Below are 26,535 nucleotides of genomic sequence, written 5' to 3'. Positions count from 1 at the left end.
TTCTATCTTTCCAGGAGTGAAGAACATTGACCAGGGAGGTAATCAAGAGTGTCGGCATCGATATCGGCACGAGCACCACGAAATTAATCATGAGTGAATTGACGTTGGGGCGGGTATCGAGTCATTTTGCCCTGCCGCATTTCGAGATTATTGATCGGAAAGTGACGTATGAAAGTGATATCATTTCCACTCCGCTTAAAAGCGAAGATGAAATCAATCTTCAGTCATTGATAGACTGGCTCCAACGAGAATACAACAGAATGGGTGTTTCATTACCTGAAATCAAATCTGGTGCTGTCATCATAACCGGCGAAACGGCGATTAAAAAAAATGCTGATGCGATCCTTCATTATTTGGCGGAGCGGTCCGGAGATTTTGTTGTCGCTATTGCCGGGGCCAGTCTTGAGGGTGTCTTGGCTGGCAGGGGCTCGGGAGCGTACGAGCGTTCGAAAACTCAAAGGGGGGTCGTAGCCAATATCGATATTGGCGGTGGTACGGCTAACGTTGTGCTTTTTCAACAGGGCAAAGTCCTTGAGACAATTACCTTTCACGTTGGCGGCAGGCTGGTCGAAATAAGTTCCGTGGGTGAAATACTGGCGGTATCGCCATCGTTAAGGCCCTGGCTTAATTATAAAGGCATAAGCCTCAAAAAGGGGATGAGCTTGTCGCTTGAACAATTCAGAGCGGTTAGTAAACAGCTATGTCACGATATGCTTGACTGTTTAACGGGAAAAATATCGATTGGAGCATTAGAGTCATTGGTGCATAGTTCATCGTGTGAAACTTTGCCTGAATTACATGAACTGGTAATATCCGGAGGCGTCGGCAGACTGACACATGAGCCGCCGCCTGCGAGGCTTTCGGATGCTGCCATTTACCATGATATTGGCCCATTGCTGGCATCTGAGCTGGTGAAATCTTTAAGAAGTTACACCTTAAATGTTGCTGCTGCTGCCCAAACCTCAAGGGCAACTGTAATCGGGGCCGGGATGCAGTCGACACGAATAAGCGGGGCCACGGTCTCCATCCAGCCAAAGCAATTGCCATTGCGAAATATTCCGGTTGTGAAGGTGCAAGTTTCCCAACCATGGCAAGAGAAACAATTTGAATCAGAGTTCTTGAAAGGAAAAGAGCTTTATGGGGATCAAGCCAGCTTGCCATTTGCTATCAGTTTGGGCGGGCTGCCTTATATGCCATATCAACAGCTCAAGGAACTGGCAGGAATGATTGGCACTCTTTACACGCGGCTTTTTCCTAGTGCTTCAGTCCTTGTTGTCATTTGTGAAAACGATATGGCAAAAGCCTTAGGGCAGTTATTGCGTCTATATTCAGTGTCCAGGATTGATGTTATCTGCATTGATCAAATTGTCATTGACCATGGTGATTACATCGATATCGGCGAACCACTTTATGACACAATGGTCCCGGTTGTCGTTAAAACACTAGCGTTTTCGTAGGGCAGGAGGTGAACAAGTGAAAACCAAAATTACGCTGCTTAATAAAACTTATCAATTTTCCGGATTAAAAGAAATCCTCGCCAAGGCGAATGAGGAACGTTCCGGAGACCAGCTTGCGGGCATTGCCGCAAATGATGCCCAGGAACGGCTGGCTGCAAGGCATCTGCTGTCACAGTTAACCTTAAGCGACATCCGCAATCACCCAGTGCTCCCGCCTGAAGAGGATGAGGTATCACGGGTGATTGAGGAATCCATTAATGAAAAAATCTATCAATCTATTGCAAACTGGACCGTCAGTGACCTGCGCGAAACCCTGCTTGACACGAACACAACCAACCAGGAAATCATGCGAATCCGCAAGGGGCTGACGAGCGAGATGGTTGCGGCGGCCGCAAAAATCATGTCCAATCTGGATTTGATTCAAGCCGCTTCAAAAATCGAGGTCGTCACCCAATGCAATTACCCAATCGGTCATAAAGGGACGCTTGCCGGTCGGGCCCAGCCCAATCATCCCACTGACAGCATTCAGGGAATCAGGGCTTCTCTCTATGAAGCATTAAGCTATGGAATCGGGGATGCAGTTATCGGCGTCAATCCGGTGATTGATACCGCCGAGAGCGTGAAACAGATTTTGCAAATGACACGAGAAGAAATCGACCGCTTTCAAATCCCGACACAGAATTGTGTTCTTGCCCATGTCACCACGCAGATGCGTGCGATTAAAAACGGTGCTCCGTCCGATATGCTGTTTCAAAGCTTAGCTGGGACTGAGGCGGGGAATAACGCTTTTGGCATTAGCGTTGCCCTGCTAGACGAGGGAAATGAGCTGATTCTAAAAGAAGGAACCGGGACCGGTCCAAACCTGTGGTATTTTGAGACCGGACAGGGGTCGGAGCTTTCATCCGATGCGCATCATGGCATCGATCAGGTGACGCTGGAGTCTAGATGCTACGGTCTCGCGAAAAGATATAAACCGTTTATTGTCAACACGGTTGTGGGCTTTATTGGCCCGGAATACCTCTACAATAGCAAACAGGTTATCAGGGCGGGGCTCGAGGATCATTTCATGGGGAAACTCCAGGGCATTCCGATGGGAGTGGATGTTTGCTACACGAACCATATGAAGGCCGACCAGAATGATATGGAAAATCTCGCCGTCCTGCTTGGCTCCGCCGGGGTTAACTTCCTGATTGGCGTGCCGATGGCTGATGACTGCATGCTCAATTACCAATCGACAAGCTTCCATGATATTGCAACGGTCAGAAGTGTCCTTGGTTTAAGACCGGCGCCATTGTTTGAGAAATGGCTAGAGAAAATGGGGATTATGGAAGAAGGCAAATTGACAGTGCGGGCGGGGGACCCGACCTTATTTATCTAAAACAGAAGGGAGGCAGGCTCAGAGTTGCAGGATAAACAAATCGAATTTATTGTCCTAAAAGTAATGGAACAGCTGCAAAAAAAATTTCCGGCGGCTCCGGAAACGGATACGCCGGTACCTGTTACAGAACCAACTGGATTGGTTTTTACGGAAGAGGACTGGCAGACTTCGATACCGAAACCCGTCTTTCAAGAGGGGACTTCCGAGTTAACATCATCGACTCCGGCCCGGATTGGTGTTTGGCGCACCGGGACTCGTCCGTTAACCAAGACGATGCTGAAGCTGCAGTTTGACCATGCGGCGGCAATTGATGCCGTCGGCGGTGAGGTCCTTGAAAAAACACTGCAAGAATTTGATTTATTTACCGTGGAGACGTGTTATGAAAACAAGGAGGTTTATTTAAAGCGTCCCGATAAGGGCCGGGTATTGACGGACGCCGCCGTCCAAACCATTAAAGAAAAATGCAAGCACCGGCCTCAGGTGCAAATCGTAGTTTCCGACGGACTAAGTGCCTGTGCCGTGGAAACCAATTTGAAGGATGTGTACCCGGCTTTGTTAGATTCGCTGAGAATCAACAATCTCACCCCGGGAACGCCGTTTTTTGTCAAGGGGGGCCGGGTTGCGTGTATGGATCATATCGGCGAGATTCTCGAGCCGGAGGTGCTGGTGTTGCTGATTGGGGAACGTCCGGGGCTTGTTTCCGCCAGCTCACTTAGTGCCTATATGTGCTATCGGCCTCGGAAGGGGATTGTCGAGTCTGATCGCAATGTGATATCCAATATCCACCCGCTAGGCACGCCGCCAGTCGAGGCCGGGGCCCATATCGGCACGGTGCTTCGAAAAATGCTGGAACAAAAACTGAGCGGTGTCAAATTGGAATTATAGTGAGCAGCTTTGGTCAAAGAGCGATTTTAAGAAAGGAGGGAGCGCGGATGGAGGTTGTGATCGGCTTTGCCTTAGTGATTATCACGCTGTTGACAGGCACGGCAATTGGCATAAATGCGAATAGGAATGTAAGGGCCTTCAAAGAGGAAGAGCATGAAATTTTTGTCGGCCGAGATGACAAATAACTAGGAAGGAAGGTGAAAACTAAATGAAAAATAAGGACCAGCAATTGTTGGAAGATAGGAAACAGCTGAATCGTTATGGCTATGCCCAGGAACTCTTGCGCGACATGGGCGGTTTTTCTAACTTTGCGATTTCATTTTCGATTATTTCGATATTGACCGGTGCCGTTTCCCTTTATGGGCACGGGTTAACTTACGGCGGACCGGGAATGATGGGCTTCGGTTGGACCATTGTTGCCTTTTTCGTCATGCTGGTTGCCGCCTCGCTTGCCGAACTGGCATCGGCGATTCCAACTGCAGGGGCCCTGTACCACTGGGCTGCGACCCTGAAGGGCATCAGAATTGGTTGGTATACAGCCTGGATTAATTTAATTGGACAAATTGGTATTGTTGCCGGAATTGATTACTCTTGCGCCTTATTCGCCGATCCGCTCCTAGCAGCCGTTTTTGGTTATACCTCTACTGAAACCACTACTCTAGTCGTTTTTGGCGTCATTCTCCTATTGCACGGAATCCTCAATCACGTTGGTATTAAAATCGTTGCTCGATTAAACGATTTCTCCGCCTGGTATCATATGGTGGTTGTTGCCATCCTTGTGGTCAGCTTGGCCTTTTTTACAAAAAACGGCCTTCAGCCAATCGAGTATTTATTCCAGGTTGGGCAGACTTTTTCCGACAAACCCTATATTCTTGCATTCCTGATTGGATTATTACAGGCCCAGTGGACCTTCACGGGGTATGATGCTTCTGCCCATACGATTGAAGAAACGGTCCACCCGCGCGTTCGCGCACCTTGGGGAATTTTTAACTCGGTAGCCTTTTCGTTCGTGTTTGGGTTCATTATGCTATCATTTGTCACGCTGTCGATCACGGATGCGGCCGGTGCGGTTAACTCAGATAACGCCTTTATTTTTGTAATCAGCCAAGCATTGGGCGGCACCTTCGGCTCGGTTGTGCTATGGCTAGTTACGTTTGCGATGTTCTTCTGCGGCCTGTCGTCGATTACTTCTTTTTCCAGGATGATGTATGCCTTTTCACGGGATAACGGCATGCCGTTAAGCCGCCATTGGGCTGAAATCAGCCGAAAATACCGGACCCCGGCAAAAGCGATTTGGCTGTCGGTTGTGCTGTCATTCATATTGGCCCTGATTGACTACGTGACGAAGCTGCTTAATCCTAATGCCGGCTATTCCACGATTGCCTTCCTAACAGCAATTAGTGTGGTTGGGCTATATATCGCCTATGGCATTCCGATTTATCTAAAGCTGGAGGCCGAGGCCAAGGGGATCTTCAAGCCTAAGCATTACGGTCCATGGAGCCTTGGGAAATGGAGCAAGCCAATCAACGTCCTCAGCATTGTTTGGATCATTTTCATCTCCATCATGATGATTATTCCGCCGAACCAAATGGCGGCCTATGCCCTTGCCGGAATGTTTATTATTTTGTTAATCATGGACCTTGCCTATTACAAGAAACACTTCAAAGGCCCGCAGGCTGCCCTTGAAAAATCACTTGAAGAGATTAGAAGATTGGAGGATGAATTTGAACACGGGAAACATTAATGGAAAAAGTGCCCGCTAGCTTAAACGGGCACTTTTTTCAATTAACCAAAATTAGAGTTGCAGACTATTATTGACGGGGGCATCGGTAAATTTAGAATAAAATTTTAAACCCCACAACACAAAAATAAACATAATACCTGGAACTATGAACGGAAGCAGATTGGTCAAAGCCGTTGCCTTCCCAGTTTCCTCAATAATAAAAATCCCGCTGCCAGCCTTTCCGGCTATGCCGTAGAACAGCCCATAGGCAATATTCAGCCCGTAATGAATCCCGGTATTGGCCCAGATGGAGCCAGTTTTATAAAATGCGAGCGTTAAGGAAAGACCTAAAATAATTGAAAAGAGAATATTGCTAAGGCTGAAGCCCGCATACCAGTAATCATCAAGTGCATAGATGAGAATGCTGATGGCGAACACCAAGGCAATGGGCAGTTTTCCTTTTAAAAGATTCATCACATAGCCGCGGATTAGTAAATCATTAATCAACGATCCCATGAAAAAGCCAATTAAAATCTCGACAACAGGCATAAAGAGTTCCGAGGGGGGCTTTATGCCGAAAAAATTCATGGTTCCTGCCCAAAACTCGAGGCCATACCAAACCATCCAAAACCCAAACCCAATAAAAATACTCATAAACAGGTTTTTTACCCAGCCGCGATGGAAGAAAAGGCCGATGCCTTTTAAACCGTCCAAGCCAACCCATTTGGTTATGTAGTGGGCCATGGGGAAGAAGAGTAGCAAACCGAAAAATTGCAAAATCGGATTCCCAAGAGATGATGGGACAAAGACAAAATACAAATCCAATATGACAAACCCAATGAATCCTTTAAAAAAGAGATTGATAGGACTTCACCACCATTTCCAAAATGAGATTATAGTTCATTTTAATTGTTTTATAGGAAAAAACAACCATTTTGCGAATTAAAAATGGGAAAGGGCTCATACTCCTTTCCCAAACACTTTAGTATCTTCTTTTCCGTCTTCTAAATATCCACATATTCCCGTCCTTCCAACAGCCTTTAGCCTGATGTCTGCCGTTGGCCGTATTCCGCCAAGGGCTGCAGCTTAAACCGCTAAGGTGATGACGGGACGTTCTTCTTCTTGAAGTGTAGCGGCGGCTGCTGGACGTGCGGCGCCTTGTTGTCATGGAACTAGAACGTGAAGTCATGCGGTGCCTTGAAGTGCCGCGATGCCGGCCGGGGTCCATAAACATAAAATCGCCAAACCCGCTGCGTCTTGCTTCATCTGCACCACGTTGAATATCTTCGGGTGAAAATTCTCTCTCTGCCATTTTTGCACCTCCTTTTAAAATTGAAAAGGGAGTAAGAAGCGACATGTTGCATTTGGTTAGAAACCCACTCCTCTTTTACCAATTTACGTATCCCTTCTTGCATTTGTATCGGACAAAAGCCTAAGAGGTGAAAAAATGCATGGAAAACGTGACGTTGCCCCATTTTCAACATAAAAATAAGGGGAGGGAGGTGTTAGGATGGACAATGCCAAACTGCCGCATTATAAGGTCTTCATTAATCCTATCGACTTCAAGGAATTAAGGCGGGATATCTGGATTGATGAACCGCTGCCGGCCAAGTTAACGATTGATGGAAAAAAACTGGAGGTGGACCTCTCCTACCGTGGGTCCCATATCCGCAAGTTTCCCAAAAAGTCATATCAGCTTTATTACTATAAACCAAAAACATATCGCGGATCGCGAGAGATTCATTTAAATGCCGAGTATAAAGACCCATCGATGATCCGCAATAAGCTTTCCTTTGATTTTTTTACGGACATTGGCACATTGGCGCCAAAAGCTAGGCATGTTTTTTTGACCCTTAATGGAAAAGCAGAGGGAGTTTATTTGGAACTCGAATCGGTCGATGAGGGCTTTTTAACCAGAAGAGGACTACCGGAAGGAAGCATTTATTATGCAATTGACGGTGATGCCAATTTTTCCCTGATGAGCGACCTGGATAAGGAAACGAAAAAATCGTTGAAACAGGGGTATGAAAAAAAGTATGGTGCAACCTCTGACGATATTTACCTGGAGAGACTGATTTTTAACATAAATACGATTCCTAGACAAGAATTTGGGCGGGATATCCCTAAATATATAGACGTGGAGAAATACTTGCGCTGGATGGCCGGGATCATTTTCACCTCGAATTACGATGGCTTTGTTCATAATTATGCGTTATACAGGAATGGGCACAGCGGATTATTCGAAATGATTCCGTGGGATTATGATGCTACTTGGGGCCGGGACGTGAACGGGAAAATCATGGAGGCGGATTATGTGCCCATAACAGGGTTCAATACGCTAAGTGCAAGAATTCTTGACGTAGACGTGTTTCGCAAGCAGTACCAAAGGCTGTTAGTTGACGTCATGAACCAGCAATTTACCGTAGAATATATGAGACCGCGGGCCGAAGCACTGCTCCAATTCATCCGCCCCTTTGTCATGAATGACCCTTACAAAAACCAAACCATCGACCAATTCGATCAAGAACTCCAAATTATCACAAACTACATCAACGGAAGAAGAAGTTACCTAAAGAGCAGGCTGTACAAATTGGATTAGGGAAAGGGTGTCAAGTACCTTGTGAAAATTTCACATGGTGCCTGACACCCTTTGCTATGTTTTCACCTATTTTATTGTGTTTTGGTCACAAACCACCGCCTCCAATCGTTATGTGTGCAGAAAGTGAAAAGGGGGTGGATTTTATATGCATGAAAAAGAAACGATTGTGGTGGTTGGCGGAGGCTATGCTGGAATAAATCTGATTCATCATTTGCGGAAGTTGTTTTCAACAGGGTTAATGAAGGATTTGGATATCATTTTGGTAGATAAAAATGATTATCATTTAAAAAAGGTGAAGTTATTCAAAGCAATTGTGGAAGAGAATAATCATAGTCTAAAAGTCCCATTTACTAAATATTGCGGGGATGGAATTCAATTTATCCGAGGTGAACTTACAGCCATTCACCAAAGCAGATCTTCGATAGAAGTCAACAGCCCAAATGGCGACATTCAAGAGGTTCCCTTTAGCCGCCTAGTCCTTGCGTTAGGAAGTGTACCGCAGCAAATGGACCTGGCACATGGCGGGGTGACCCTCGACAGCATGGGGTCTGCGAAGCAAATCAGAAAGGACCTACTAGCTAGAATCCAATCGGGAGATAAAAAACTAAGGGTTGCCGTGGTTGGCGGCGGAATTACCGGAATTGAAACATCTGCTGAGATTGTTTCGTGGTTAAAGAAAGAAGCACACGCAGCAGGAAAGGACCCATCCGGAGTGGAAGTTATATTAATAGATAACAAGGATCGCCTGCTCTCAGATATTCCAGAAAAGGTTGGTTACCAGCTTGAAAGGCGGTTAAATAAACTTGGGGTAACGGTCTTTCATCAGGTAAAAGCTGATGGCTTCAAAGAAGGAATGATTACGCTTAATAATGGTTCTCAATTGGATGCAGACTATTGTATCTGGACGGTAGGTCTTAAACCACACCCGAGTCTAACAAAATTTCCTTTGCCGCTGCATGAAAATGGCAAACTGCTGACCGATTCCTGGTACCGCATTAAAAACTCACAAACTATTTATGCCATTGGCGACTGCGTTCATGTGGTGGATCCCCGTGATGGAAGAATCGCGGCGATGAGCTGTAAAGAAGCCTTCAACCAGGCTGTAAGACTGGCAAGAATCATTAAAGCTGATATAGAGGGTACTATTTCCGAAGCTCATAAGACGTACCCGGATTTATATTGTATAGGACTAGGTCCTGAGAACGGATTTACCTGGGCGCAAAAGTGGGGAATCGATTTTGTGCTCTCTGGAAGACTTGGGGCAAAGGTTCGGGAATATACATGGAATATGGCCAGTTTGTTTCAATAGGGGGAAGCTGAATGGCATTGGACGAACTTTATCAAGAGTATAAATCACTGCTGTTTTCGATTGCCTATCGAATGCTAGGCACGGTATCCGATGCCGAGGATATTATTCAAGATGTGTTTCTCCATGCAGGCGAAGTAGATTTGGCCAAAATTGTCAATAAAAAAGCCTATCTATGTAAAATGGTCACCAACGCCTGTCTAGATTATCTTAAATCAGCCAGGAAGAAGCGTGAGGTATACATCGGGCCATGGCTTCCGGAACCACTCCTTGTTCAGGAAAATGATCCGTATGTCGAAGTTGTGAAAGGAGAACTGGTTTCCTTTGCGGCACTGCTTCTGTTTGAAAAATTAACACCAATCGAGCGTGCTGTTTTCATTCTGAGGGAAGTGCTGGAATATGAATACGTAGCCATCTCAGAAATTGTAGGGCGAACGGAAACCACCTGCCGAAAAATTTTTAGCCGCGTCAAAAAGAAGCTTCCCGAATTGGAAGAGGAAGAAATCAAAGCAAAAAGTGACAGGAACGAGGAGATTATCGGCAGTTTCCTTTCAGCCGTATTTGAAGGGAATGTAAAACAACTGGAGAATCTGCTGTCTGATGATATCACCCTGTACGCAGATGGCGGCGGCAATGTGTTTGCTGCCATTAAACCGATTCATACAAGGACATTCGTGATTCGGTTTATCAAGAGCCTGACCAAACAGCTGGACACGAGTGGAGCAAATACGGCTAAAGTTCAAATAGCAAATGTAAATGGTGAGACCGGTGTGGTTGCTGTAGGGGTAGACAATGTACAGAATGTCATTAGTTTTCGTGTTTTAAATAACCGAATCCAAGAAATTTTTGTAGTTAGGAATCCTGAGAAACTGAAACACATTTAAACACAAAGGAACCATTCCATTTTACGAATGGTTCCTGCGAAATTTTATAGAATAGTAATCTTGCGGCCTTCCTTAGCGGATAATCTGATAGCATCCAATACCTTTTGAGTTTCATGACCATGTTGAAAATCAGCTAGGTAGGGATGCTTAATTCCGGATGTGACCGTTTCATAAAGCGCATCCAGTGCACGATGAAACCCGTTGTAATACCGGGCAGCGACCGTTGGCATATCTACCGGTGATGTTAAATCCGGAAGCAGCTCGACTTTTTCGAGCTGGGCATCGCCTGAAGCAAGGAAAACCTGATGATCGTCCAACATCACAAGTGTACCTTCACTACCAAAAATCTCCAATCGCCATGTGTTGGCAGTTTGGCGCGTAGCTGACACAAGCTCCATCGTGACGGTGGTTCCGTTTTCAAGCTTGCCTATCACTTGGTAAGCATCATCGGCAGAACGGTGTTCAACTGTCCCATCCTCTGAGATTTGGGTCGGCACATGAATGGGAAGATTGGCAAACACTTCAGAGAACCGGCTTTCAAACCACCAATGAAGAGAATCGGTCATATGCGAGCCTAGGGCACCGAGCATCCCGCCGCCCGTTTCTTCCTTGGCAAGCCAGCCGCGCGGGTTTGCCATAAGTGAGAGATAATTCTGGAACGTACAAAGGTAACGGACATGCAAAACTTTTCCAAGGCTGCCGCCATCCAAAATTTCCTTCACTTTTTGGCGGGCCGGAAGGAAGCGGAATTCATGGTTGATAAGACCGAGTTTCCCAGCATTGTCTCTGGCTGCCATCATCTGGATCGTTTCTGCCGTACTTAATGCCATCGGTTTTTCACAAACGACATGCAGTCCCTTCTCGAAGGCCCCCAACACCATATCCTTATGTAAATGAACAGCAGAGGCCACAACAACAAGGTCAAGCGATTCTTGCTGGAGCATTTGCTTCCAGTCGGTATAGACTTTTTCTACTCCACTTACAGTTTTTGCATATTCCACATTGCCTCTTGATACACTTGCAATGGCAGCAACTTCAAAGCCTTCGTGAAACTTCATCATCGGCGCATGTACCTTTGCACCGAACCCGGTACCAATAATGCCAACTTTAATTTTCTGCATGATCACGACCTCCATTTTAATTGGATAATTTTAGTTTAAATCGAACAAAGGAAAAAGGCGAATTTTTAGAAATTAAGAAAATAGGGGGAATGGCGATGAAATTTGAATTTTCGGTCGATATTCCGGCACCAATCGAACTCGTTTGGAAAATAGCCCAAAATCCGGATTTAAGGCCTTCATGGGACGTGAGAATTGCCAATTATCAGGTTCATGGTCCGCAAGAAAATGGCGCGGAAGTTACGATTACATTTCGTGTGTTTTTCTTTCGACCCGTTGGAAAAGCAAAATTTATCCTGTTTAACCCGCCGAAACAATCGATACTTCGAATTGAACAAGTAAAGCCTGCGATTATTCCAACTGGAGGTGGAACCTGGATGTTTCAGGAGATTGAAACTGGGACCAGGATGATTACCCGTTTCAACCTTGATACAAAGAAGAGCAAATTCTCTGCGGACTGGCTTACATGGTTTTTTGTCTGGTTAGATACAACAAGATCTTTGAAGAAACTTAGAAAACTTGTTATAAAAAAGGCAAAAGAGACAGAAGTAGCAGGTTCTGAATAAATTTAAATAAATCCTCATAAAAATGGACGGATAGCAATATTTGCAGAAGATCGGGAACTTTTTAATTACGCTAACGTAAATAAACAGGAAATAGAAAGATTTTTGGAGGATAAAATGGAAACCTGGGTCATCGATTTAATCGAACAATTTGGCTACTTTGGCGTATTTTTTCTGATTGCCGTTGAAAATATTTTCCCGCCGATTCCCTCTGAGGTAATTCTTACATTTGGCGGCTACATGACATCTAAAACGCACTTGACCGTAACAGGGGTGATTATTTCATCTACAATAGGGTCTTTATTTGGTGCGATTATTTTATATCTCTTGGGAAGTACATTGGACAGTGACAGATTTGAAAAAATTATTAAGCGGCATGGCAGATGGCTGCGATTAAAAAAAGAAGATTTGTTCCGAGCCAACGCCTGGTTTAACAAATACGGCATGTGGACTGTTTTCTTGTGTCGGTTTATTCCCCTCATCCGCAGTTTGATTTCCATTCCCGCCGGCATGGCAAAAATGAATTTTTCGATATTCTTATTGTTTACGACGCTTGGCACTATCATTTGGAATACGATCCTGATTCGTCTCGGGGCGAGCGTGGGAGAGAACTGGGAAGCGATTACGGGGAAAGTGGATGATGTTTCAAACTTCATCTATGGAATCCTAGGGGTTTTAATAGTATTCATGATTTTTAGATACTTGAAGAAACATGGTAAATGGAACAAAGTATGAAATCTTAATATTCTCTATTTTAAGTAAGTGAAGTATAATAGAGATGGAAAACTACTCCATTTGTTTCGGCGAAAATTATTCCAAATCTAATTCGGAAGAAGTTGGAGCAAATGAAAAAGTTAACGGTTTTATCCTATGTTACTGGGGCTCTATTAATGTTCATTGGACTTGGGGCCGCGGCGGCTGGTTATGGGCTTATGACGGACCCGAGTGGAGCAGGGGTCGGTTTGCCGCTGGACCTTTTGAGGAATTCCCCATTTACTGACTTTTTAATCCCTGGAATTGCGTTATTTTTGATCAACGGAGTAGCCAGCTTAATTGGAGCCTTACTAGCGTTCAAAAAAAATCCGTTTACTGGAATCATTACTTTGACTCTCGGGATTGCCATGGTGATATGGATTGGGGCGCAGGTCTCTTGGATTGGCTGGGAAAGCTGGCTTCAACCGACATTTTTGGCTCTCGGGCTTATTGAAATTGCATTGGGTTTTTTGTTAATGGACGAGTATATCAATCAAGGAAAGTTTGGATGGCATAGGAAACCCCATGCACATTAACGGACTGCTATTACGTGAGGACCTTTATTGTAAAATAAGGTCCTTTTTTAGCGTATAGAGGAGGGGTCTACATTGAATCTGTTTTATGAATTACATAAGGACATTCCGCGGGAGGGTCCGGGAAATAATGAATCCACGAGGAAGGCATATCGGATAATCGAAAACATATAAGATTCATCCTGATGTGTTAAAAATCCAGGAAGAATTCCAAACAGAAATCGATTTGTTCGTAACTACTCTGATTTCTGATTACTATTGTTACGGAAGAAGGTTGGATAACATGCATTATCAAGATAACGAATTAATTTTACGTCATATAACCGACCAAGACTTGCCGGTTCTTTGGGAGTTGATTTATAAAGAAGATTCGCCGGAATGGAAGAAATGGGATGCTCCCTACTACGAGCATAACTCGATGCCATATGAGCAATTTTTGACCGAAAGAGACAGCTGGGTAAACAGGGAAGACCGCTGGGCAATCGTGGTGAATGATAAGGTGGTTGGTACGGTCGGCTATTATTGGGAGCATAAATCATCCAATTGGCTGGAAATGGGGATTGTGATTTATGATCCCCGTTATTGGAGCGGCGGGTATGGGACGAAAACAATAAGGCTGTGGATCAGTCACTTGTTTAATAGTATGCCATTGGTGCGTGTTGGATTTACAACATGGTCCGGAAACGAACGAATGATTAAGGTCGGTGAAAAACTCGGGATGACCATGGAAGCAAGACTGCGCAAATGCCGCTACTATAACGGGGAATACTATGACTCTATTAGGATGGGGCTGTTGAGGGAAGAATGGGAAGTAAATCCGGTTTTTAAGTGAACACCATTGTGATATCCTCTTCTATTTTTTAATACTTGAAGAAGGAAATATTTGGATTTTGTCGAAATTTATATACTGTAGCTAAATTTCGATGGAAAGAAGGCGAAGAGATGTCACTTGATCCACAAACGAAATTTGTATTAGACCAATTGGCTGCTGCTGGGGCTCCTCCAATGGAGACTTTGTCACCGGAAATGGCAAGACAGGCATTTGTATTGCCGCAGGGTGCTCTTGAAGAAGTAGGGAAGGTGGAAAATCGGACGATTCCTGGACCGGCAACGGACATCCCTGTCCGTGTTTATTACCCTAAAGAACTAAAAACGGAAAATCCAGCATTAGTTTTCTACCATGGCGGTGGCTGGGTAATCGGCAATCTAGACACTCATGACGATATCTGCCGCGCTTTAACCAACTACGCCAACTGCGTGACTATTTCCGTCGACTACCGCCTGGCTCCTGAACATAAATTTCCTGCTGCAGTTGAGGACTCCTATGCCGCGGTTCAATATGTGTATGACCATGCAGAAGATTTCCAAGTGGACCGTAACCGAATTGCTGTTGGTGGTGACAGTGCCGGAGGAAATCTCGCCGCTGTTGTGACCAATCTGGCAAAAGACAAAAACTCACCCTCTATTTGTTTTCAGCTTCTCATTTATCCAAGCACGAATGTAGGCGGAGAACCAACCTCTTCAATGGTTGAGAATGCACAGGGCTATTTCCTGGAGAAAGGCACGATGGAATGGTTCCGTAACTGCTACCTGAACGGTGAAGAAGATAAACAGAACCCGCTTGTCTCACCAATGCTTTATGAAGATTTCCAAGGTCTTCCTCCAGCATTAGTCATTACTGCTGAGTACGACCCATTACGGGATGAAGGTGAAGCATACGCAAAGAAACTCGCCGAAGCAGGTGTAAAAGTGGAAACAATCCGCTATCATGGGACAATTCATGGCTTTGTCAGTATGTCAGCCGTTATTGCCCAAGGTAAAGTTGCCTTGGAAAAGGCCGGTGAAGCATTAAGGAACGCATTTGAAAAATAATATTAAAAAAATGAGTGTTTGGCTGGTTGTATTCCCAAACACTTTTTTTTAGTTAATAATCGCCAAAAAATAGTAAAATATGTATAATAGAAATGCCATTTTACCTAAAAATAGTAAAAATTCCATAATATGAATGAAGAAAGGGGTACATATGAAGGCTGTTCGTTTTTTAGGGAAGATCATCATTTTGATCTTGCAATGCGTCATTGCGGTCGAAGTGCTCATTCTAATCGGTGTTTTTCCAATCCTTTTTCAAAATTTAACGTTTAACCCATCCGGGTATTTTCAAGCCCTCATTGAGTTTAATCAAAGGTTGATTGAATTTACACCATTAACAATCGATGGGACAAACCCAATTTTTCCAACAATATTTGATAAATACATAGAATCTATGAAGATACTGGGATTAGGGATTCTGGCCGCCAGTTCCATCGCATTTTTTCTATCCTATGTTGCGTTTTTCTTTTTTAAAAACAAAATGAAAAGAATCAAAAATCTTCTTGAAATCGCTGAGGCCATCCCTGACTTGATGTTAATCCTGTTGCTGCAGCTGGCTGTAATTATAATTTATAAAAATACAGGGATTAAGCTAGCCACTGTCGTATCGGTACGGGAAAAAGCGATTTTGCTTCCGGTTATCTGTTTGAGTGTTCCAATCAGCTTTTACATCACTAAGGTGATCATTCATCACATTGAAGAAGAATTGGAAAAATATTATGTGGAATTGGCCAAGGCCAAGGGTTTGACTTTTTCCTATATTTTAAACATTCACGTCTTGAGAAACATCATAGATGGATTGTTCGGTACTTCCAAAACCGTATTTTGGTCAATGCTGTCGACATTATTGGTCATAGATTACCTATTTAATATGAATGGCCTAATGCGGGCCATGTTGGTGGGGACGGACCCATTTGTCATCGGCTGTATCCTGATTTTTGTCCCCTTTTTCCTGCTTTACCGGGTTTATGAATGGGTAAGTTTTGATCGTAGAAGGGGCACGCCATAGGATGATTTTGTTTTTAATAAAAAGGAAACGATTTGTCATCAGTTTTCTTTTCCTATCAATCTTGTTTTGCTGGAGTTTATTTTTAGATGGAGAGATTAGACAAGTAAAATTCTTTTACGATGAAAAGGGAAATCTGCTTGACGCGCCTCCCTACCCGCCGTTCACCGTTTTTCTGTTTGGTTCCGATAAATTCGGCTATGATATGGGAGAAATGATGATTGTCGGTGCCAAATACACCATTGGGATTACCTTGGTCGTTGCGTTGCTAAGATTAATTGTCTCACTTGTTTTCAGTTCCTTTATGTTCTCATCAAAACCAGCAATATTCAATGGAATGAAAACGGTGTTTGAACCATTCTCAGTCGTGCCCCAAACGATTATCGTATTTTTTATACTGTACAGTGTCTTGTGGATGCCAATGTCCGGGTTTGCTACACCTTTTTGGGAACGGGCGCTTTTCCAAACGTTGATCCTGGTCATCGTGGCCGTACCAAACGTGACGATTCACCTGGCAAATGACATGAGGCTAGTCTACAATGAGACATTTATCGAGGCATCAAAAACGCTTGGGGCCGGCAAGCTCCGTATTTTCTTTAATCACATTGTCCCGCATGTTTATGAAAAATGGATTTTATTGTTCGGACAGCAGTTTATTCAAACCCTGCAGCTTATGGCACATCTTGGGTTTATGAATCTCTTCTTTGGCGGGACCAATGTTCCATATGGCGTTCTCGGTGACGATGGGACGCCGCCGCGCTCCCTATCTTATGAATGGTCCGGCTTGATTGGGAGCAATATCAGCTATCTTTATGCATACCAATGGATGGTACTCGTGCCAATTGCCTTTTTTATTATGACAGCCATTAGTGTTGCACTTATAAACGATTCATTTAAAGAATATGTTCAAAGAAAACAAAAATACGAGCAACTCAAGGGATAACCGCATGTCGGTTATCCTTTTTTCTATTATCTCCGTTTAATTTTAAATTCTTAGAATAATAGGGTACAACAGCTCGTAAGAATAGGATAAGTGTACCAATTTTGGCTATTTTCTATAAAAAATACCAAAACAGTCATTCCAAAGGAGGGGAAAAGTTGAGAATTGAATACAGCTATACCTTCGACTTACCAAAGGACATTGTATGGCGGTACATACAGGATGACAGGGTTCTTAGAAGTTCTCTTCCAGGCTGCCAGTCATTTGAAGAAATGCATAGCGGTATCTATGCAGCAGAACTGGGGCTGAATACGGGCCCGGTCAAGGGTCTGTTTTCGGCAGAAGTCCAGCAGGTAGATCAAATCCCACTGACCTATTATCGGTTGTTGGTGAAAGGGAAAGGCAAACCCGGGGAGATTGATGCCATAGCAGACATGATTCTTGAAGAGGCAGAGGAAGAAGAAGGGGGTACAAAGATAACCTGTGTCGCCGAAATCGAAGTGACGGGTGTGCTTGCCTCGGTCGGTCAGCGAGTAATGGGGGGTGTCGCAAAAGTCATTCTTGGGCAATTTTTCAAAACTGCGGAAAAAGAAATGCAGAATGAAATCTAACCAGTTTCGAAAGCGCTTTATTTTTTTGAAAAAGGAGGTAGATTGGGTGAAGAAAAAATGGAATGTCGAAGTGAAAGTAAATGGGAGAGTCAAGCTGGCAGAGGTTGAACCTCGACTTTTGCTTGTCCATTTACTGCGCGATGAGTTTAACCTAACCGGGACGCACATCGGCTGTGACACGAGCCAATGCGGCTCCTGCACAGTGATGATGGACGGCAAAGCCGTGAAATCCTGTACTGTGCTGGCGGTCCAGGCAGATGGAGCTGAGATTCAAACTGTGGAGGGACTGGGCACGGTTGAACAGCTTCATCCGATTCAGGCGGGATTTTGGGAAAAACACGGGCTGCAATGCGGGTTTTGTACGCCCGGGATCATGATGGCCGTCAACGGTTTGCTGCAGGATAATCTAAATCCGTCCGAGGCGGAAATCAGAGATGCCCTTGACGGTGTGATTTGCCGCTGCACTGGATATCAGTTTATTGTAAAAGCTGTTCAACAGGCTGCCGAAACGATTCGAAACTCCCAGCAACAATCACAAGTCGTACCGGCAGAGGGGGGAAGCATATGACAAAGGTCGTCGGCAAGCCGCTAAAGCGAAAAGAAGACCCAAAGTTGATTACCGGAAACGGGCAGTTCACCGATGACATTAAATTAACTGGGATGCTGTATATGGCGATCAAACGAAGCCAGCATGCACATGCCCGGATTAAAAGGATATCCGTGGATGCTGCCTTGAGGCTTCCTGGGGTGGTCGCTGTTTATACCGGCAAGGATGTACAGGATAAAATCAAGCCGATTCGCTCGATTTGGCTAGTGCCGGGCTGTGACTTAATCCCCAAGGACCGCGTTCCGCTTGCAATGGATAAGGTCAATTATACCGGAGAAGCGGTGGCTGTAGTCATCGCTGAAAGCAGGTACTTAGCTTCTGACGCCTTAGATTTAATCGATGTGGAGTACGAAGTGCTTCCAGCGGTCGTACATCAGGAGGCAGCCATCGAGGCATCGGCCCCGGTGATTTACGATGATGTACCTGGTAATGTAGCTTTTACGTGGAAAGCGGGCGAAGTGCCGGAGGAAGTGTTTGCCAATGCCGAGGTCGTAGTTAAGCAGCGATTCTATGAGCAGCGCGTTGCGGCCAACCCAATGGAAACGCGGGGAGCAGTGGCGCAATATAACCCGGGAAGCGGCGAATTGACGCTTTGGTGCACGTCGCAAAATCCGCATATTCATCGGTTACAGTATTCGGAGGCATTGGGGATATCGGAAACAAAATTGCGGATCATTGCCCCGGATGTCGGCGGCGGCTTTGGCGCGAAAATTGCCGTTTATACCGAGGAAGCGTTGGCGGCTTTTGCGGCTATGGACTTAAAGCAGCCGGTGAAATGGATCGAGGATCGCCAGGAGCATTTCCTCGCGACCAGCCATGCACGTGACCAAGTGATAACCACCGAATTGGCAGGGACAAAGGATGGAAAGATTCTCGCGATTCGCACCCGCAATGTGGCAAATCTTGGCGCTTATTTATCGACGATGGGGGCAGGGGTGCCGACGATTGATTTCGGGTTGATGGTGACAGGTGCTTACACGATTCCATATGCCCAGGCGGAAACGATTGGCGTCTATACCAACACGACACCAACTGACGCTTATCGCGGTGCCGGAAAACCGGAAGCTTCTTATCAGATTGAAAGAATCGTAAGCTTGTTTGCCGAAAAAATTGGTTTGGATCCAGTCCAAGTCCGTCAGAAAAACCTAGTGCCGAAAGGATCATTTCCGTATACAAATGCAATGGGTTGCAATTATGATTCCGGAGATTATCAAAAGGTGCTTGAGCAGGCCTTGGAAGCGGCAGGTTATGCCGTGCTGCGCAAAGAACAGGAAGAGGCACGGAAAAACGGCCGTTTACTGGGAATTGGCATCTCCACGTACGTAGAGCTATGCGGGCTAGGGCCGTCAGCAGTGGCCGGGGCCATTGGCTTTGGCGGCGGGCTTTATGAAAATTGTACGGTCCGTGTCCACCCAAGCGGCAAGGTAACGGTATTAACCGGGGCGTCGCCGCACGGTCAGGGTGAAGGAACCACGTTTGCACAGGTAGTAGCTGAAAAGTTTGGTATCCCAATCGAGGATGTCGAGTTGTTCCACGGTGATACCCATATGATTTCGATGGGCTGGGGCACGTACGGTTCGCGGACTACACCGGTGGCAGGCGGGGCGTTAGCGATTGCGGCCGACCGCGTGATTGAAAAAGCGAAGAAAATTGCCGCTCACGAGCTGGAGGTATCGCCTGAGGAAGTTAGATTTGAGGATGGCACGTTTAAAGTAATAGGCTTCCCTGGCAAGGAGCGGACCTTTAAAGAGATTGCCTGGTCGGCGAACAATGCCTGGAATTTGCCGGCAGGTGTGGAGCCGGCTTTGGAAGGTCAATGCTTTTTCGATCCGCCGGATTTCGTTTACCCATTCGGGGCTCATATTTGTGTCGTTGAGGTTGACCCGGAAACAGGTGTTGTCGAATTGAAGAAATATGTTTCAGTCGATGATGTCGGCCGTATCCTGAACCCGATGATTGTTGAGGGCCAGGTTCATGGCGGTCTGGCGCAGGGCATCGGGCAGGCATTGTGGGAACAGACCGTCTACTCCGAAAAAGGCCAGTTGTTATCAGGAACGTTCATGGATTATGCGATGCCAAAGGCGAAGTTTTTCCCGATGATTGAGTCAAGTTTCGTTGAATCGCCAAGCCCGGTTAATCCTTTAGGGGCAAAGGGTGTTGGCGAGACAGGAACGACCGCTGCACCGTCTGCGGTTGTCAATGCAGTGATGGATGCGCTGAAGCCATATGGCGTGATTGATTTGGAAATGCCGCTTACCCCGGAAAAGGTGTGGAAGGCGATACAAAAAGGGAGGGCTGTGAAATGATCCCTGTCAGTTTTGATTATGTACGGGCGGCATCAATACCGGAGGCGATCCAATTATTGAAAAATAGCAATGGCGAGGGCAAGCTGATTGCCGGCGGGCACAGCCTGGTCCCGCTGATGAAGTTTCGGTTGTCGAACCCGGGCACATTGATTGATATTGGCGATGTCAATGAGTTGAAGGGCGTTGGGATTGTTGGCAGTAGGCTGGTAGTTGGGGCGCTGACCACCCATGCGGAGGTTGCCGAGGACCCGGTGGTGCTTGCTCATTTGCCTGTATTGGCGGAAGCGGCCAAGCAAATTGGCGATATGCAGGTACGCAATAAGGGCACCGTCGGCGGCAATATTGCCCACGCCGACCCATCGGCAGATTTGCCGGCTGTGGCACTTGCGTTGGACGCAGTGGTACACCTGACGGGCGAGGACGGCGAGGAGAAGGTACCGATTCAGGAGTTCTTGCTTGGGCCGTTTATCACGAGCCTTCCGGAAACGAGTGTCGTGACGGCGATTTCCTTTGCCGTTCCTCCTGCAGGGACGCAAAGTACGTATTTAAAATATTTCCACCCGGCATCCGGATATGCGGTGGTCGGCGTGTGTGCGGTTGCCGGTAAAACGGCGGACAGCCTCGTCAATCATGTCCGCATCGGGATTACCGGGGCGGGAGATTGCGCCTTCCGCGCCGAGCAGGCTGAAAAGTTCTTGTTCGGAAAACCTGCAACGTTAGAAAATATCAAGCAGGCAGCAAGTCTCGCTGCTGCCGATGGCGACATGGGCGAAGACCTGTTTGCCTCGAGCGAGTACCGGTCCCACCTTTGCAAGGTGTATACCGAGCGGGCCTTGCGAAAGGTATTGGGGTAGGATGAACTGACATCATAGAAAGCCAAACCACCGAGGAAAGGTTTTTAAGAAACTTGTGGTTTGGCTTTTGCTTTTAGAGTTCTATTGCTGGTTGGAAAACTTCGGCCGAATTTGACTGTAAAAATGCTATCGCGGATATATTCCTGGTTATCGCGGATATATCAAAATTATCGCGGATATATTCGAATTAACGCGGATATATTGGGTTTTATCGCGGATATATCTCAATTTGCCGCGGATATATTTTTCCACAGTCGAAAAATGACCAATTTTAATAGGCTTTACGGATGAAAACTGAGGTTTTTGCTCTGATTATGTTAATTTACGAACCCAAATTTGCAAAATGCTTACCAAAATCTATTAATCTTGAAAGTTCCCATACAAGGAAGTGTACGAAATGTTATCGAACCGGCAAATTACCGAGCTTTTATCAAGCATGATACAAAATGGGCAACCTGGCGTGTTGGCAACTGTTGTCACGGTTCAGGGGTCGGCCTATAAACGTGAAGGCGCGAAGATGATCATTGAACCAAATGGGGATTACCACGGGATGATTTCCGGGGGCTGTTTAGAGGCCGATGTGGCAGCCTCGGCCGAGGAAGTTTTCAGCTCGGGGAACCCGATTCTAAAGAAATACGAATTGGACGAGGACCTTGTCTGGGGGCTTGGGCTGGGCTGCCCCGGTACAGTGGAAATTTTGATAGAGCCGATTGATTCCTCGAGGTTGGGTGAGCAGATGGCCGATGCTTATACCAAAAATCAAGCGATTGTCGTTTGCAAACTTCTCGAGTCCGAGGAGAGGCCACTGCTGGTGACGGAAGCAAATGTTTTCGGCGACAACTGGGCTGATGAAATTTTACAAGAAAGTACCATGATGATGGCAGCGCAGAAATTGGCGCAGCAAACATCTACATCAGAGACCATTTTTTTGACAAAAAAGACCGGGGAAGAAGTCCGCGTGTTCTTTGATGTTACCATTCCGCCGCCAAAGCTTTTCCTATTTGGTGCGGGCCATGACGCGCTTCCGCTGGCCGATTTTGGTTGCACGCTCGGGTTTCAAACAACAATCATTGACCCGCGCCCTGCTTTTAACACAAGGGAACGGTTTCCGACGGCCCACAGCCTGTTGGGCGAGACGGGTCAAATCGATAGTCGGACCTATTGTGTCATCATGAACCATCACTTGGAGCGGGATATGGACTCTTTGGCCGTTGCGTTAAAATCGGATGCCCCTTATGTCGGCCTATTGGGTCCGCGGATTAGAAGGGCAAAGTTGATGAATCACTTGAAGGAACAGGGAACCACTTTTTCAAACAAGCAGCTGGAAAAACTTCACAGCCCGATTGGCCTTGACATCGGCGCGGAAACCCCGGAGGAGATTGCCTTAAGCATCATGGCGGAAATCACCGCATTCCGAAATGGCCACCAGGGTGGCTTTTTAAAAGAAAAAGCGTTTATTCATAAACCGACACGCTTATTGGCCGAGAAAAAATCATGATTGCGGCAATCCTGCTGGCTGCCGGAAGGTCGTCGAGAATGAACTATCCAAAACCGCTGTTGGAGTGGCGAGGCCGGACACTGTTGGAGCACCAAATGGATCAGCTAGCCAGGCTGCCGGTTGCGGAGATCATTGTTGTCCTGGGCCATGAGACCGATCGCATTTTAGAAAAAGTTTCGAGTCACGATCAGCGTGTAAGTTTTATCATATGTGACGATTTTCAGGAGGGGCTTAGCGCTTCATTAAAATGCGGATTGCAACATGCGGAAGGAAAATATGACAGCGTTCTACTGATGCTTGTGGATTTGCCGCTGATCCAACCAGGGACTTTTGAGCAAGTCTGCGAAACCGGGGCACAACTTCAAGATACCTTTAATGAACCGTTTGTAGTCCAGCCCATCTGTCATCAACAGCCCGGTCACCCCGTCTTCATCGGGCATTTTGAGCAGCTAAACTGGCATTCGTTACAAGGGGACCTCGGGGCAAAACCGCTAATTAAACAGATGAAGAATCGTATTTTACTAGAATCTGAGGACAGAGGGGTCGTGTTTGATATCGACACACCTCAGGCTTATATGGAAGCAATAAAAATTGAAGAGGTGAGAAAATGAGCAAATTGCAAACCCGCTACGAATACGGCGGGGACGAGTTTGTCTTTGTCCAGCTCTCGGAAGCGATGAGTTTGGAGGCGAATTTTAAGGGAATCGCGATAACAAGAAAATTGAAGGAACAAAATCTCGAGGGTATTATCGATATTTGCCCTGCCAACGCCTCCTATATGGTGCGGGTCGATCCTGATGTTCTTCATCCTGATCGGTTAATCAAAGAATTAAGGGAAATTGAAGATAGCATTAAAGATTTGGACATCGAAATCTCCTCACGGGTTGTGGATGTTCCGGTTTTATTCGAGGACCCCTGGACGCATGAAGCGGTAATGATGTTCCGCGACCGCCATCAGGACCCGAATTCCACGGATCTCGAATACAGTGCGAGAATTAACGGCTATAACAGCAAGGAGGAATTTATTGGGGCGATCGATGCGGCGCCGTTTCTTGTGTCAATGATTGGCTTCGTGCCTGGCTTGCCATGGTGCTTCCAAATCGTCCGACAGGAAAAACAAATTGAAGTGCCTAAATATGTCCGGCCGCGGACCTATACCCCGGAGCGCACCTTTGGCTTTGGCGGAGCGTTTGCCGTCATTTATCCGGTTCAAGGCGCCGGCGGTTATCAAATGTACGGAATTGCTCCGGCACCCATTTACCAAAAGGAACAAACATTGCCAGATTTCCAGGACTCAATCGTGTTCCCGCAGCAGGGCGATATTTTCCGCTACCGCAGCATCACTAGGGAAGAATATGATGCCGTGCGAGCAGAAGTGGAAGCCGGAACCTTCACCTATCGAAAAAAAGAAATCACGTTTACGCCGCAGGAGGTATTGGAAAATCCGGAGCGTTTCTCGGAAATGGTGTTGAGGAGGTTGTACCATGATTAAAGTGCTGAAGCCCGGGCTGCAAACGACGGTTCAGGACCAGGGAAGACTCGGATTATATGAAATTGGCATGCCTCCTTCGGGTGCCATGGACCAGTTTGCCCTCCGTGTCGGGAATATGCTCGTCGGCAATCGTCCCAACGCCGCGGTCCTTGAAATTACTTATATCGGCCCCGAGCTTATTTTTGAAAAAGATACGCAGATCAGTTTGACAGGAGGATTGATTCCGCCAAAAATCAACGGGGTCTCGGTGCCAATGTGGGAAACTCTCGCTGTTAAAGCCGGCGATGTTCTGTCATTTGACTTTGTTAAAACAGGGGCGCGAATCTATTTAGCGGTGGAGGGCGGAATCGATGTGCCGCTCGTGATGAATTCCCGTTCGACCTACACGCTGATCGGCATTGGCGGATTTGAAGGTAGGGCTTTGGCTAAAGGCGATGTTTTGGCCACGGGAGACCTACATGAACGGAAGGTGGCGGCCGGGACAAGGATTGCGGAATCGCTTATTCCTATTTTTGAAAGAAGTCATGAAATCCGGGTAATCGTTGGGTTATGCAGCTATCGGCTGACAGAAGAAAGTAAGAGAATCTTTCTTGAGACTGAATGGACGGTTACACCGGAAGCGAACCGCATCGGCTATCGACATAAAGGGCAGCGCCTACAATTCGTTGAGCGTGAACAGCCGTTTGGCGCAGGAAGCAACCCGTCCAATGTGACTGATTTAGGGTATCCGATTGGCTCGATACAGGTGCCGGATGGCGTGGAACCGATTGTGCTCCTGCATGATGCGGTTACCGGTGGCGGTTATGCGACCGTTGCCACTGTCATCAGCACCGACCTGAACAGGATGGGACAAATCAAGACAAATGAAAAAGTAAAGTTTGTTTCGGTCAGCCTCGAGGAAGCCTTACAGATCCGCAAGGAAAACCAGCTTGTGTTAAATAAAATCGCCGAGAACATTGCTTCTCGTTAATAGGAGGGATGTTGTATGAGCAAAGCGATTATTGCGCCGCTGCCGGGTGTTTTTTACCGCCGCCCGTCCCCTGATCAGCCGGAATATGTTCAGGAAGGGGACCAGGTGAATCCAGGAGACATCGTAGGATTGATCGAAATTATGAAAACCTTTTACGAGTTAAGGGTAGAAGAATCCGGCGTCGTAGCTGGATTTTTGGTGAATAATGAAGACATTGTCGATGCCGGGCAGGAAATTGCTCTATTAAAATAGTGGGGGGTTGGAGGTGATTTCGCCGATGAAGGTAGATTTGAATTGTGATATGGGAGAGAGCTTCGGACTCTACCAGATTGGCAATGATGAGGAAATGATGAAGTACATTTCCTCCGCCAATATCGCCTGCGGGTTTCACGGAGGTGACCCGCATGTGATGAACCAGACTGTTCAGCTCGCCAAAAAATATGGCGTGGCGATTGGCGCTCACCCCGGGTTTCCGGACTTAATGGGGTTTGGTCGCCGCTATATGAGCTGCACCCCTGAAGAAGTAAAAGACTATGTTGTCTATCAAATGGGCGCCTTGAAGGGGTTTCTCGAGCGGCATGGCCTCGAGCTGCAGCATTGCAAGCCGCATGGCGCGCTTTACATGATGGCGATGAGCGATGAAAAACTCGCGCGGGCGATTTTGGAGTCGATCGCCGGTGTCTCCGAAAAAATGATTGTCTTCGCGTTAAATAATTCGGCGGTGGCGCATGTTGGGGAGGAGATGGGTATCCCGATTGCGTACGAAGTGTATGCTGACCGGGAGCACACTGTAGATGGGTCAATTATCCTGACGAGGACGGGGCCGACTATTCAAAGCTATGAGGACATGGCTCGTCGCGTGGTACGTATGGTTGAGGAGAAAAAGGTATTTACACCAGATGGCGAAGAGGGTGATGTTGAGGCTCATACGGTATGTATTCATGGTGATACCGTCGGGGCGCCGAAACTGATCAAACAAATTCGGATTGCTCTTGAAGTGGCGGGGATTACCGTGGGACCAGTTAGGGAATTTTTGTAGTATTGTATTGGCGACAGTTTTGTGGAAATACCGGGTGGAATTGTCGCCAATGAGGGGCATACGGATTAAGTCTATATAATTGTGTAAAAAGAAAGGTCATCAATCATGATCCGTGTTAAAATGTTTTTTTCGACCAAGAAAATC

28 protein-coding genes are annotated in these 26,535 nt (G+C 46.3%); 25 read left to right on the top strand and 3 right to left on the bottom strand.

Features of this window, described 5'->3' with window-relative positions; all coding sequences use genetic code 11:
* Positions 1 to 26 precede the first annotated feature (26 nt).
* From AR334_RS27555 to AR334_RS27540, 5 genes are all read left to right on the top strand, one after another.
* A complete protein-coding gene (locus AR334_RS27555; protein ID WP_066321745.1) occupies positions 27 to 1,457 on the top strand; it encodes an ethanolamine ammonia-lyase reactivating factor EutA in 1,431 nt (476 codons plus the stop codon).
* Positions 1,458 to 1,473: 16 nt separating this feature from the next.
* Positions 1,474 to 2,835 carry an ethanolamine ammonia-lyase subunit EutB gene (locus AR334_RS27550; RefSeq protein ID WP_066321740.1) on the top strand — a complete coding sequence of 454 codons (1,362 nt, stop codon included), beginning with the start codon at positions 1,474 to 1,476 and terminating at the stop codon, positions 2,833 to 2,835.
* A 63-nt stretch (positions 2,836 to 2,898) separates the two neighbouring features.
* Complete coding sequence (gene eutC, locus AR334_RS27545) at positions 2,899 to 3,720, top strand: ethanolamine ammonia-lyase subunit EutC (protein WP_066321796.1); 822 nt, start codon at positions 2,899 to 2,901, stop codon at positions 3,718 to 3,720.
* A gap of 47 nt (positions 3,721 to 3,767) precedes the next feature.
* Positions 3,768 to 3,905: a hypothetical protein gene (locus tag AR334_RS29780; protein ID WP_156431419.1), complete on the top strand. Its 138-nt coding sequence runs from the start codon at positions 3,768 to 3,770 to the stop codon at positions 3,903 to 3,905.
* 23 nt (positions 3,906 to 3,928) lie between these two features.
* Entirely contained in the window at positions 3,929 to 5,464 is a 1,536-nt protein-coding gene (locus tag AR334_RS27540) for an amino acid permease (RefSeq protein ID WP_066321737.1), read from the top strand.
* A 51-nt stretch (positions 5,465 to 5,515) separates the two neighbouring features.
* Here the strand turns inward: AR334_RS27540 and AR334_RS27535 are convergent, their stop codons facing one another.
* The gene (locus AR334_RS27535; protein WP_066321735.1) at positions 5,516 to 6,268 is read right to left on the bottom strand and encodes a CPBP family intramembrane glutamic endopeptidase; all 753 of its coding nucleotides are present in this window, start codon (positions 6,266 to 6,268) and stop codon (positions 5,516 to 5,518) included.
* A gap of 157 nt (positions 6,269 to 6,425) precedes the next feature.
* Positions 6,426 to 6,755, bottom strand: a complete 330-nt coding sequence (locus tag AR334_RS27530) for a hypothetical protein (protein ID WP_066321733.1) — start codon at positions 6,753 to 6,755, stop codon at positions 6,426 to 6,428.
* Positions 6,756 to 6,953: 198 nt separating this feature from the next.
* On the opposite strand from AR334_RS27530, the gene AR334_RS27525 reads away from it, so the two are divergent.
* From AR334_RS27525 to AR334_RS27515, 3 genes are all read left to right on the top strand, one after another.
* On the top strand, positions 6,954 to 8,042 hold the full coding sequence (locus tag AR334_RS27525; protein ID WP_066321730.1) for a CotH kinase family protein: 1,089 nt from the start codon (positions 6,954 to 6,956) through the stop codon (positions 8,040 to 8,042).
* 145 nt (positions 8,043 to 8,187) lie between these two features.
* The gene (locus tag AR334_RS27520) at positions 8,188 to 9,351 is read left to right on the top strand and encodes an NAD(P)/FAD-dependent oxidoreductase (protein ID WP_066321728.1); all 1,164 of its coding nucleotides are present in this window, start codon (positions 8,188 to 8,190) and stop codon (positions 9,349 to 9,351) included.
* Positions 9,352 to 9,362: 11 nt separating this feature from the next.
* The gene (locus AR334_RS27515) at positions 9,363 to 10,232 is read left to right on the top strand and encodes an RNA polymerase sigma-70 factor (protein WP_082693140.1); all 870 of its coding nucleotides are present in this window, start codon (positions 9,363 to 9,365) and stop codon (positions 10,230 to 10,232) included.
* Between the two features lie 44 nt (positions 10,233 to 10,276).
* Here the strand turns inward: AR334_RS27515 and AR334_RS27510 are convergent, their stop codons facing one another.
* Positions 10,277 to 11,353, bottom strand: coding sequence for a Gfo/Idh/MocA family protein (locus AR334_RS27510; protein ID WP_066321725.1), 1,077 nt, complete (start codon positions 11,351 to 11,353; stop codon positions 10,277 to 10,279).
* A 95-nt stretch (positions 11,354 to 11,448) separates the two neighbouring features.
* Here AR334_RS27510 and AR334_RS27505 point away from each other — a divergent pair, with 95 nt between their 5' ends.
* From AR334_RS27505 to AR334_RS27425, 17 genes are all read left to right on the top strand, one after another.
* Positions 11,449 to 11,916 (top strand): SRPBCC family protein, encoded by a 468-nt coding sequence (locus tag AR334_RS27505; RefSeq protein ID WP_066321720.1) that lies wholly within the window; start codon positions 11,449 to 11,451, stop codon positions 11,914 to 11,916.
* A 114-nt stretch (positions 11,917 to 12,030) separates the two neighbouring features.
* A complete protein-coding gene (locus tag AR334_RS27500; protein ID WP_066321715.1) occupies positions 12,031 to 12,648 on the top strand; it encodes a DedA family protein in 618 nt (205 codons plus the stop codon).
* Between the two features lie 110 nt (positions 12,649 to 12,758).
* Positions 12,759 to 13,202 (top strand): hypothetical protein, encoded by a 444-nt coding sequence (locus tag AR334_RS27495; protein WP_066321712.1) that lies wholly within the window; start codon positions 12,759 to 12,761, stop codon positions 13,200 to 13,202.
* Positions 13,203 to 13,482: 280 nt separating this feature from the next.
* Complete coding sequence (locus tag AR334_RS27490) at positions 13,483 to 14,031, top strand: GNAT family N-acetyltransferase (protein ID WP_066321711.1); 549 nt, start codon at positions 13,483 to 13,485, stop codon at positions 14,029 to 14,031.
* A 110-nt stretch (positions 14,032 to 14,141) separates the two neighbouring features.
* Entirely contained in the window at positions 14,142 to 15,071 is a 930-nt protein-coding gene (locus tag AR334_RS27485) for an alpha/beta hydrolase (protein WP_066321708.1), read from the top strand.
* A 151-nt stretch (positions 15,072 to 15,222) separates the two neighbouring features.
* The gene (locus tag AR334_RS27480) at positions 15,223 to 16,077 is read left to right on the top strand and encodes an ABC transporter permease subunit (RefSeq protein WP_066321705.1); all 855 of its coding nucleotides are present in this window, start codon (positions 15,223 to 15,225) and stop codon (positions 16,075 to 16,077) included.
* Between the two features lies 1 nt (position 16,078).
* A complete protein-coding gene (locus AR334_RS27475) occupies positions 16,079 to 17,017 on the top strand; it encodes an ABC transporter permease subunit (RefSeq protein ID WP_066321702.1) in 939 nt (312 codons plus the stop codon).
* 155 nt (positions 17,018 to 17,172) lie between these two features.
* A complete protein-coding gene (locus AR334_RS27470) occupies positions 17,173 to 17,625 on the top strand; it encodes a CoxG family protein (RefSeq protein ID WP_066321695.1) in 453 nt (150 codons plus the stop codon).
* A 46-nt stretch (positions 17,626 to 17,671) separates the two neighbouring features.
* Positions 17,672 to 18,193, top strand: coding sequence for a (2Fe-2S)-binding protein (locus AR334_RS27465; protein WP_066321693.1), 522 nt, complete (start codon positions 17,672 to 17,674; stop codon positions 18,191 to 18,193).
* On the top strand, positions 18,190 to 20,538 hold the full coding sequence (locus AR334_RS27460; RefSeq protein ID WP_066321692.1) for a xanthine dehydrogenase family protein molybdopterin-binding subunit: 2,349 nt from the start codon (positions 18,190 to 18,192) through the stop codon (positions 20,536 to 20,538). The genes AR334_RS27465 and AR334_RS27460 overlap by 4 nt, the downstream gene beginning before the upstream one ends.
* Positions 20,535 to 21,392 (top strand): xanthine dehydrogenase family protein subunit M, encoded by an 858-nt coding sequence (locus AR334_RS27455; RefSeq protein WP_066321687.1) that lies wholly within the window; start codon positions 20,535 to 20,537, stop codon positions 21,390 to 21,392. Before AR334_RS27460 ends, AR334_RS27455 begins: the two co-directional genes overlap by 4 nt.
* 397 nt (positions 21,393 to 21,789) lie before the next feature.
* On the top strand, positions 21,790 to 22,890 hold the full coding sequence (locus AR334_RS27450) for an XdhC family protein (protein ID WP_066321682.1): 1,101 nt from the start codon (positions 21,790 to 21,792) through the stop codon (positions 22,888 to 22,890).
* Positions 22,887 to 23,501, top strand: coding sequence for an NTP transferase domain-containing protein (locus AR334_RS27445; RefSeq protein ID WP_066321676.1), 615 nt, complete (start codon positions 22,887 to 22,889; stop codon positions 23,499 to 23,501). The genes AR334_RS27450 and AR334_RS27445 overlap by 4 nt, the downstream gene beginning before the upstream one ends.
* A complete protein-coding gene (locus AR334_RS27440; RefSeq protein ID WP_066321675.1) occupies positions 23,498 to 24,382 on the top strand; it encodes an allophanate hydrolase subunit 1 in 885 nt (294 codons plus the stop codon). Before AR334_RS27445 ends, AR334_RS27440 begins: the two co-directional genes overlap by 4 nt.
* Positions 24,375 to 25,352, top strand: a complete 978-nt coding sequence (locus AR334_RS27435) for a biotin-dependent carboxyltransferase family protein (RefSeq protein WP_066321674.1) — start codon at positions 24,375 to 24,377, stop codon at positions 25,350 to 25,352. Before AR334_RS27440 ends, AR334_RS27435 begins: the two co-directional genes overlap by 8 nt.
* Positions 25,353 to 25,367: 15 nt before the next feature.
* Complete coding sequence (locus AR334_RS27430; RefSeq protein ID WP_066321669.1) at positions 25,368 to 25,604, top strand: acetyl-CoA carboxylase; 237 nt, start codon at positions 25,368 to 25,370, stop codon at positions 25,602 to 25,604.
* A 25-nt stretch (positions 25,605 to 25,629) separates the two neighbouring features.
* Entirely contained in the window at positions 25,630 to 26,391 is a 762-nt protein-coding gene (locus AR334_RS27425) for a LamB/YcsF family protein (protein WP_066321793.1), read from the top strand.
* Positions 26,392 to 26,535: the final 144 nt, after the last annotated feature.

It is taken from the genome of Bacillus sp. FJAT-29814 (genome assembly GCF_001510715.1).
Taxonomy (GTDB): domain Bacteria; phylum Bacillota; class Bacilli; order Bacillales; family Cytobacillaceae; genus Neobacillus.
The sequence above is the reverse complement of the archived record's forward strand: the minus strand, read 5'-3'. Positions and strand labels throughout refer to the sequence as shown.

Coding starts and splice junctions, on each gene's coding strand:
- AR334_RS27500 (WP_066321715.1), top strand. CDS start 12,031: ATGGAAACCTGGGTCATCGATTTAATCGAACAATTTGGCTACTTTGGC.
- AR334_RS27515 (WP_082693140.1), top strand. CDS start 9,363: ATGGCATTGGACGAACTTTATCAAGAGTATAAATCACTGCTGTTTTCG.
- AR334_RS27505 (WP_066321720.1), top strand. CDS start 11,449: ATGAAATTTGAATTTTCGGTCGATATTCCGGCACCAATCGAACTCGTT.
- AR334_RS27530 (WP_066321733.1), bottom strand. CDS start 6,755: ATGGCAGAGAGAGAATTTTCACCCGAAGATATTCAACGTGGTGCAGAT.
- AR334_RS27435 (WP_066321674.1), top strand. CDS start 24,375: ATGATTAAAGTGCTGAAGCCCGGGCTGCAAACGACGGTTCAGGACCAG.
- AR334_RS27440 (WP_066321675.1), top strand. CDS start 23,498: ATGAGCAAATTGCAAACCCGCTACGAATACGGCGGGGACGAGTTTGTC.
- AR334_RS27490 (WP_066321711.1), top strand. CDS start 13,483: ATGCATTATCAAGATAACGAATTAATTTTACGTCATATAACCGACCAA.
- AR334_RS27540 (WP_066321737.1), top strand. CDS start 3,929: ATGAAAAATAAGGACCAGCAATTGTTGGAAGATAGGAAACAGCTGAAT.
- AR334_RS27520 (WP_066321728.1), top strand. CDS start 8,188: ATGCATGAAAAAGAAACGATTGTGGTGGTTGGCGGAGGCTATGCTGGA.
- AR334_RS27460 (WP_066321692.1), top strand. CDS start 18,190: ATGACAAAGGTCGTCGGCAAGCCGCTAAAGCGAAAAGAAGACCCAAAG.
- AR334_RS27475 (WP_066321702.1), top strand. CDS start 16,079: ATGATTTTGTTTTTAATAAAAAGGAAACGATTTGTCATCAGTTTTCTT.
- AR334_RS27495 (WP_066321712.1), top strand. CDS start 12,759: ATGAAAAAGTTAACGGTTTTATCCTATGTTACTGGGGCTCTATTAATG.
- AR334_RS27450 (WP_066321682.1), top strand. CDS start 21,790: ATGTTATCGAACCGGCAAATTACCGAGCTTTTATCAAGCATGATACAA.
- AR334_RS27445 (WP_066321676.1), top strand. CDS start 22,887: ATGATTGCGGCAATCCTGCTGGCTGCCGGAAGGTCGTCGAGAATGAAC.
- AR334_RS27425 (WP_066321793.1), top strand. CDS start 25,630: ATGAAGGTAGATTTGAATTGTGATATGGGAGAGAGCTTCGGACTCTAC.
- AR334_RS27510 (WP_066321725.1), bottom strand. CDS start 11,353: ATGCAGAAAATTAAAGTTGGCATTATTGGTACCGGGTTCGGTGCAAAG.
- AR334_RS27525 (WP_066321730.1), top strand. CDS start 6,954: ATGGACAATGCCAAACTGCCGCATTATAAGGTCTTCATTAATCCTATC.
- AR334_RS27455 (WP_066321687.1), top strand. CDS start 20,535: ATGATCCCTGTCAGTTTTGATTATGTACGGGCGGCATCAATACCGGAG.
- AR334_RS29780 (WP_156431419.1), top strand. CDS start 3,768: ATGGAGGTTGTGATCGGCTTTGCCTTAGTGATTATCACGCTGTTGACA.
- AR334_RS27480 (WP_066321705.1), top strand. CDS start 15,223: ATGAAGGCTGTTCGTTTTTTAGGGAAGATCATCATTTTGATCTTGCAA.
- AR334_RS27485 (WP_066321708.1), top strand. CDS start 14,142: ATGTCACTTGATCCACAAACGAAATTTGTATTAGACCAATTGGCTGCT.
- AR334_RS27430 (WP_066321669.1), top strand. CDS start 25,368: ATGAGCAAAGCGATTATTGCGCCGCTGCCGGGTGTTTTTTACCGCCGC.
- eutC (WP_066321796.1), top strand. CDS start 2,899: ATGGAACAGCTGCAAAAAAAATTTCCGGCGGCTCCGGAAACGGATACG.